The organism is Streptomyces sp. AB3(2024), assembly GCF_041862025.1.
Taxonomy (GTDB): domain Bacteria; phylum Actinomycetota; class Actinomycetes; order Streptomycetales; family Streptomycetaceae; genus Streptomyces.
This window is the reverse complement of record NZ_JBGWAB010000232.1, coordinates 1-6,660: the sequence shown is the minus strand read 5'-3', so window position 1 is coordinate 6,660 and position 6,660 is coordinate 1. Positions and strand designations below refer to the sequence as shown.

The 6,660-nt window shown below is 73.4% G+C and carries 6 protein-coding genes; 2 read left to right on the top strand and 4 right to left on the bottom strand.

Features of this window, described 5'->3' with window-relative positions; all coding sequences use genetic code 11:
* The first annotated feature begins 265 nt into the window (after positions 1-265).
* A complete protein-coding gene (locus ACEPPI_RS39305; protein WP_373920049.1) occupies positions 266-2,338 on the top strand; it encodes an immune inhibitor A domain-containing protein in 2,073 nt (690 codons plus the stop codon).
* Between the two features lie 64 nt (positions 2,339-2,402).
* Here ACEPPI_RS39305 and ACEPPI_RS39300 read toward each other — a convergent pair whose 3' ends face one another.
* Complete coding sequence (locus tag ACEPPI_RS39300) at positions 2,403-3,458, bottom strand: phosphatidylinositol-specific phospholipase C domain-containing protein (RefSeq protein ID WP_373920048.1); 1,056 nt, start codon at positions 3,456-3,458, stop codon at positions 2,403-2,405.
* Positions 3,459-3,654: 196 nt separating this feature from the next.
* Between ACEPPI_RS39300 and ACEPPI_RS39295 the strand changes: the two genes are divergently transcribed.
* Positions 3,655-4,596 carry a serine protease gene (locus tag ACEPPI_RS39295; protein ID WP_373920047.1) on the top strand — a complete coding sequence of 314 codons (942 nt, stop codon included), beginning with the start codon at positions 3,655-3,657 and terminating at the stop codon, positions 4,594-4,596.
* Here ACEPPI_RS39295 and ACEPPI_RS39290 read toward each other — a convergent pair whose 3' ends face one another.
* From ACEPPI_RS39290 to ACEPPI_RS39280, 3 genes are all read right to left on the bottom strand, one after another.
* A complete protein-coding gene (locus ACEPPI_RS39290) occupies positions 4,597-4,980 on the bottom strand; it encodes a VOC family protein (RefSeq protein ID WP_373920046.1) in 384 nt (127 codons plus the stop codon).
* A gap of 46 nt (positions 4,981-5,026) precedes the next feature.
* On the bottom strand, positions 5,027-5,671 hold the full coding sequence (locus ACEPPI_RS39285) for a response regulator (RefSeq protein WP_373920045.1): 645 nt from the start codon (positions 5,669-5,671) through the stop codon (positions 5,027-5,029).
* The coding region (locus tag ACEPPI_RS39280) for a sensor histidine kinase (RefSeq protein WP_373920044.1) at positions 5,635-6,660 on the bottom strand (1,026 nt) is incomplete at its 5' end. The genes ACEPPI_RS39285 and ACEPPI_RS39280, both read right to left, overlap by 37 nt.

Sequence of the window (6,660 nt, the reverse complement as noted above, 5' to 3'; positions counted from 1 at the left end):
CAAACACAGACCACAAAGCAAGTGAAGCATTTCTTTTTTTTTATTTTTGTTGGGGAGGGTCGCGAAAACCCCCCCCCCCCCCCCCCCCCCCCCCCCCCCCCCCCCCCCCCCCCCCCCGCCACCCGCCGCCCCGCCGCCGACGGCCGCGGGCGACCCGCAAGGCCGGGAAGCCGCCGCACCGCCGCCCGCCCCCCTCGAACTCCAGCGCCAGTCCCTGCGCCGGCAGGCCCTGGAGGACGTCGCGGCGGGCGGCGCCTCGTCCGGTGTGCGCGCCGAGGCCGACGGCACCCTCCCCCGTACGGCCAAGGTCGGCAAGCAGTACGTGGAACTCGCCCAGGAGCGCAAGGACAAGGTCTTCGTCATCCTCGCCGAGTTCGGCGACCAGACGGACCCCCGCTCCGGCGGCACCCCCGGCCCGCTGCACAACACCATCGGCAAGCCCGCCGCGGACGACAACCACACCCTGTGGCGGGGGGACTTCGACCGGGCCTCCTACCAGAAGCAGTTCTTCTCCACCGACCCGGGCTCGGCCAGCATGCGGGCCTACTACCGGACCCAGTCCTCCGGCCGTTACGACATGGACGGCACCGTCACCGACTGGGTCAAGCTCCCCTACAACGAAGCCCGTTACGGCACGGACAACTGCACCGAGTCCGGCCAGTGCCGCACCAACTGGGACATGATCCGCGACGCCACGGCCGCCTGGTACGACGCCGAACGCGCCAAGGGCCGTACGCCCGAGCAGATCAAGGCGGAGCTCGCCGAGTACGACGTGTGGGACCGCTACGACGCCGACCACGACGGCAACTTCGACGAGCCGGACGGCTACCTCGACCACCTGGTCGTGGTGCACGCGGGCAAGGACCAGACCTGGGGCGGCGGCGCCCAGGGCAAGGACGCCGTCTGGGCGCACCGCTGGTTCGCGTACTGGAACCAGGCCGGCTCCGCGGGCCCGGAGGGCAACAAGGCGGGCGGCACCCCGGTCGGGGACACCGGCATCTGGGCCGGGGACTACCTGACCGGCGGCGAGAACAGCGGCGCCGGCCTGTTCTCCCACGAGTTCGGCCACGATCTGGGGCTGCCGGACCTGTACAGCTCGGACGGGGACAACTCCGTCAACTTCTGGTCGCTGATGTCCTCGGCGTCCTACCTCGGCAAGGGCCCCAACACCACGGGCCAGTTCCCCGGCGACCTCGACCCGTGGAGCAAGCTGCAGCTGGGCTGGCTGGAGTACACGGAGGCCGACGCGGGGCGCCGCACCCGGGCGGTGCTGGGCGTCTCGGGCTACAACACCGCCGATCCGCAGGCCCTGCTGGTCCACCTCCCGCCGTCGGTGACCCGAACGGAGCTGGCCGACCCCTACGAGGGCGCCAGTCAGTGGTGGAGCGGCACCGGCGACTTCATGGACAACACCCTCACCCGGACCGTCGACCTCCCCGCCGGGCGGGCCGTCTTCTCCTCCCGGGTCTGGTACGACACCGAGCAGGACTTCGACTTCGTGACGGTGGAGGCCTCCACGGACGGCGGCCGGACCTTCACCGCCCTGCCCGCCGCCGTGAACGGCGCCCCCGTACCCGCCAAGGGCCTCTCGGGCACCTCGGCCGGCTGGGCCGAACTCAGCGTCCCCCTGGACCGGTTCGCGGGCACCTCGGTGCAACTGCGGCTGCGCGTGACCTCGGACGGCAACACGCACGGCCGCGGCGCGGCCTTCGACGACCTCCGGATCACCGCCGAAGACGGCCGGGAGCTGCTGCGCGACGGCGCGGAACAGGGCGCGAACGGCTGGACGGCCCTCAAGTGGTCGCGCACGGAGGGTCGTACGGGCAGTGAGCAGCACCCGCGCGCGTACTTCGTGGAGAACCGGCGGTACACGGGCTACGGCAGCCTGCTGAAGACGGGTCCGTACAACTTCGGCTTCACCGGGGACAAGGTGGAGTTCTACCCGTACCAGCAGGGCGTCCTGGTCTGGCTCTGGGACACCGCCTACAGCGACAACACCACCAAGGCGCACCCGGGCTCGGGGCTGATCCTTCCGGTGGACTCCCGCCCGGAGGCGCTGAGGTTCGCGGACGGCTCCCTCGTGGGCGCCCGCGCCCAGACCTTCGACGCGCCGTTCTCCACCCGTCCGACGGACCGCGTCACCCTCCACAGGGCGGCCGTCCCGCTGGTGGTCCCCTCCCGCGCGGGCGTCCCGGTCTTCGACGACCGCCACGGCTCGTACTGGAACGCCGAGCTCCCCCAGCTCGGCGTCAAGGTCCCCGACACCGGCACCCACCTCCAGATCCTGAAGGAGACCGCCGACCGGGCCACCGTCCAGCTGACCCCGTCGGCTCCCTGAACCCGGGCGCCGGGCGTCCCGTCCTCACCGACGGGCCGCCCGGCCGCCCCGCGGCCGCGGTGCGTCAGCCGCGGGGCAGTACCGTGCCCAGGACCTGGGGCAGGGGGTACCAGTCCGCCGAGGTGATCGAGGCGTGGTGGGCCGCCATCAGCGCGACGCGGGCGCGGGCCTCGGCTTCGGTGGGGTGGACGCCGTCGATGGCCGGGGACACGTTCTGGGCGTCGGTGGCGATCAGGATGTAGTGGTTGCGGTCGTACCAGGAGGTGTCGATGGAGGCGTAGGCGTTCGCGTCCCCGTCGAAGACCACGAACCAGGGGCGCAGCGTGGCGTCCGCGTAGCGGTTGCGGGGGTCGCCCGCCTCGGCGCGGTGGACCGCCGGGAAGGCGGCGGCCTGGGAGAGGCGGCCCGCCGCGGCGAGGGAGCGCAGGTACTCGGCGTACTCCCGGTCCGTCCACAGCTTGTCGGCGGCGTTGCCCTCCTCGACGGTGCCGGGGATCAGCTCGACGAGGAACTTCCCGGCCATCGCGGAACGCGCGGGCCAGGCGCCCGCACGGGCGGCGGTGTCCAGGTCGGGGTGGCCGGCGGCGAGCTGCGCCGGGCGGTAGAGGGCGTCGCCGAGCTTCGCGGAGAGCAGGGCGTCGAGTTCGGCGGGGCCTCGGCCCAGGTTGGCGGCGAAGCCGTCCTTGAGCTCCAGTTTCAGGACGACCGGGCGGTGGCCGGGGTGGGCGTCGTGCCAGCTGCGGATGTCGGAGAGGCAACCGGCGAGGTTCTGGTTGCGGGATTTGGTGCGCAGCTGCGCCGGGCTGGTGGCGTTCTCGCAGTTGCTGTCGTTGCCGAAGGGGTTGTCGTGGGAGACGCGCCAGGAGCTGCCGAAGAAGTTGGTCCACACGTCGAGTTCCAGCATCGCCGCGCCGGAATCCAGGGCGTCCGCGAAGTAGGGGTACTTCGTCTTCTCGTAGGCGTTGTGGACCCCGACGCCCGTCGAGCCCGCGTACGGCAGGTCCGCCGCGGCCGCCGCGCCCCCGGCTCCGGCCGCCCCCGCCGGGGCCGTGCCCAGGGCGAGCCCCAGGGCCACCAGTGAGGCCACCACCGCGCCCGTGGTCCGCTTCCGTATGCTCATGCTTTCGGCTCCCGTCCGCCCGTCCGACTGTTGGGTTCAAGTCGGCTGGAGCGTAGGGGAGTTGAGTGACGGGTGGAAGGACGACAGATGGCGGTCCGCACGTTGTGAGGGCCGACACGTTCCGGTTCGGGAACTCTTGTCCCCTTTCCACCGGTCGAACGGAGCGACGGAACATCCTCGACGGCGGGAGCACCACATGGTCGGCAGCACGGTGAGCCGCAGGGCGGTACGGCTCTGCGTCCTGGCCGGATTCTGCTGCGCGCTCGTCGCCGCGGGCCTGTCCTACCGTTCGGAGCTGCGCGCCCTGCTGGGGCCCGTAGCCGAGGGTGACGCGGCGCGCGGCCGCTACGTCCAGGACGAGGCGCTGGCCGACCAGGCCGCCGCGTCCGCGCTGGAGCGGCTCACCGAACCGGCCGGAGCCCGCGAGGGCACCCGCGCCCTGGCGGAGGCCGCGCCGGCCGAGCCGCAGCCGTGGCGGCGCTCCGACCCACTGAAGGCCCGTACCGCGCCCGCCGAGCCGGCGATCGGCGCGCTGTTCTCGCCCGGCGCGGACTGGGACTCCGACCACCACTGCTCGGCGAGCGTGGTCCACTCCCCCGGCGGGGACCTCATCGCGACCGCCGCGCACTGCGTGTACGCGGGCGGCTTCCGCACCAACCTCGCCTTCGTCCCCGGCTACGAGGACGACACGGCCCCCTACGGCGTGTGGGTGCCCACCCGCGTCTACGTCGACCCCCGCTGGGTGGAATCCTCCGACCCCGACCACGACGTGGCGTTCCTGCGCGTACGCCGCCCGGGCCGGCCGGGTCTGCGGCTGGAGGACGTCACGGGGGCGCAGACGATCCGCTTCCGGCCCCCGCTGCCCGCGCCGGCCCGCCTGGTGGGCTACCCGAACGACACCGAGCAGCCGCTGGCCTGCTCCAACACCGCCGTCGCCGACGGCCCCACGCAGCTGCGACTGGACTGCGCGGACGTACCGAACGGCACCAGCGGCGGCCCCGTCCTGACCGGCGGGCACACGCTGATCGGGGTGATCGGGGGTCGCGACGGGGGCGGGGACGAGGAGACCTCGTACAGCACCTACTTCGGGGACGACGTCCGCGCCCTGTACGAGCGCGCCGTCGCCGACGCCCCGTAGTCAGGAGTCCGCGGCGGCCCGGTCGGACTCGCTGCGCAGGACGCAGAACTCGTTGCCCTCGGGATCGGCGAGGACCACCCAGCCCGCGCCGTCGGGATCGCGGTGGTCGGCGACGAAGGCGGCACCGAGGCCCAGCAGCCGGTCCACCTCCCGATCGCGCGAGCCCTCGGGCCGCAGGCACAGGTGAAGCCGGTTCTTGACCGTCTTGGGCTCGGGCACCTGGTTGAAGTACAGCACCGGGCCCTGCTCCGGCGTCACCTGGACCTCCCGGGAGCCGGGACCGTCCCCCGGGTCCAGCGGACCGCCCGTCACACCGCTCCAGAACCGGGCCAGTTCATAAGCATCCGCACAGTCGATCGCCACGTTCTGCACTACCGAAACCATGCGTCCCAGCCTTGCCGATTCCCTCGCCGGACGCCACCCGGCCCGGCTACCGGCGCAGGTAGGCGAGGACTGCCAGGACCCGGCGGTTGTCCTCGGCGGACGGGGCGATGCCGAGTTTGGCGAAGATGCTCGCGGTGTGCTTGGCGACCGCGCTCTCGCTGAAGTGGAGGGCCGCCGCGACGGCGGCGTTCGAGCGGCCCTCCGCCATCAGTTCCAGGACATCGCGCTCCCGTGGGGTGAGGGCGGAGATGGTGCCCCGGGCGTCGCCGCGCGACAGCAGCCGGCCGATCACCTGCGGGTCCAGGACGGTGCCGCCCGCGGCGACGCGCCGTACGGCGTCGACGAACTGGGCGGTGTCGGTGACCCGGTCCTTGAGGAGGTAGCCCACGCCCCCGTCGTCGCTCGCCAGGAGCTCGTTCGCGTAGAGCTGGTCGACGTACTGGGACAGGACGAGGACGGGCAGCCCGCGGTGGTGGCGGCGGGCTTCGAGGGCCGCCTGGAGGCCCTCGTCGGTGAAGGTCGGCGGCAGGCGCACGTCGACGACCGCGACGTCCGGCTCCTCCTCCAGCAGGGCGCGCAGCAGCGAGGGGCCGTTGTCGACGGCGGCGACGATGTCGAAGCCGTGCTCCCGGAGCGTGCGGACCAGGCCGTCCCTCAGGAGGAAGAGGTCTTCGGCAAGGACGACGCGCACGGGATCTCCAGGGTCACTGTGGTCGGTCCGCCCGGCGGGCTGTGCAGGGCGAGGCTCCCGTCGAAGGTAGCCAATCGGGCCCGGACGCCGAGCAGTCCGGTCCCCCGGGCGGGATCCGCCCCGCCGTGCCCGTCGTCGGTGACGGTGACGCGCAGCCGCCCCTCGCCGTGGGCGAGGACGATGTCGACGCGGTCGCCGCCGGAGTGTTTCGCCGCGTTGGCCAGCAGCTCGTTGACCGCGAAGTAGGCGGCTGATTCGACCGCGGCCGGCAGCCGTCCCGCCAGGCGGACCTCGACGTGCACGTCGAGGAAGCTGTCGAGGGCCAGGGAGCGCACGGCGTCGCCCAGGCCCCGGTCGGTGAGGATCGGCGGCTGGATGCCCCGGACCAGGTCGCGCAGGTCTTCCAGGGCCCGCGCGGACAGTTCGCGCGCCTCCAGCAGCGCGGCGCGGGCGGCCGGCGGATCGTGCAGCAGGCGCGTCGCGCCGTCGAGGCGCATCCCGAGCGCGACGAGCCGGGCCTGTGCCCCGTCGTGCAGGTCCCGTTCGATGCGCCGGAGTTCGTCCGCCCGGCCGTCCAGCGCGACGGCCCGGGTGTCCGTCAGCTGCTCGATGCGGCGGACGAGTTCGGTGGTCCGGGGCGCGGCGAGGAGCAGCCGGCTCCAGCGGGCGTGCAGGCGCAGCACGGCGGGGGCCAGGAGGAGAGCGGCGGCCGTGAAGGCGAGGCCCAGGAGCAGCGCCGCGAGCATGCCGGCGGTGCTGTGCACGGGGACGAACGCGTACCAGTTGCCGTCGTCCAGCAGCCGCCACACGAACGGCTGGACGAACGCCCCGAACGCCCCGTACACGAGGAGCGACGGGGGTACGGCGACCAGCAGACCGCCGGCCAGCGGCTCCAGCCACGCCCAGCCCAGGTCGCGCCAGAACCCGGCGTCGGCCAGGACCGCGCGGGCCCCCGCCGCCCGCGGGAGCGGGGCGGGCGGGCTGACCGG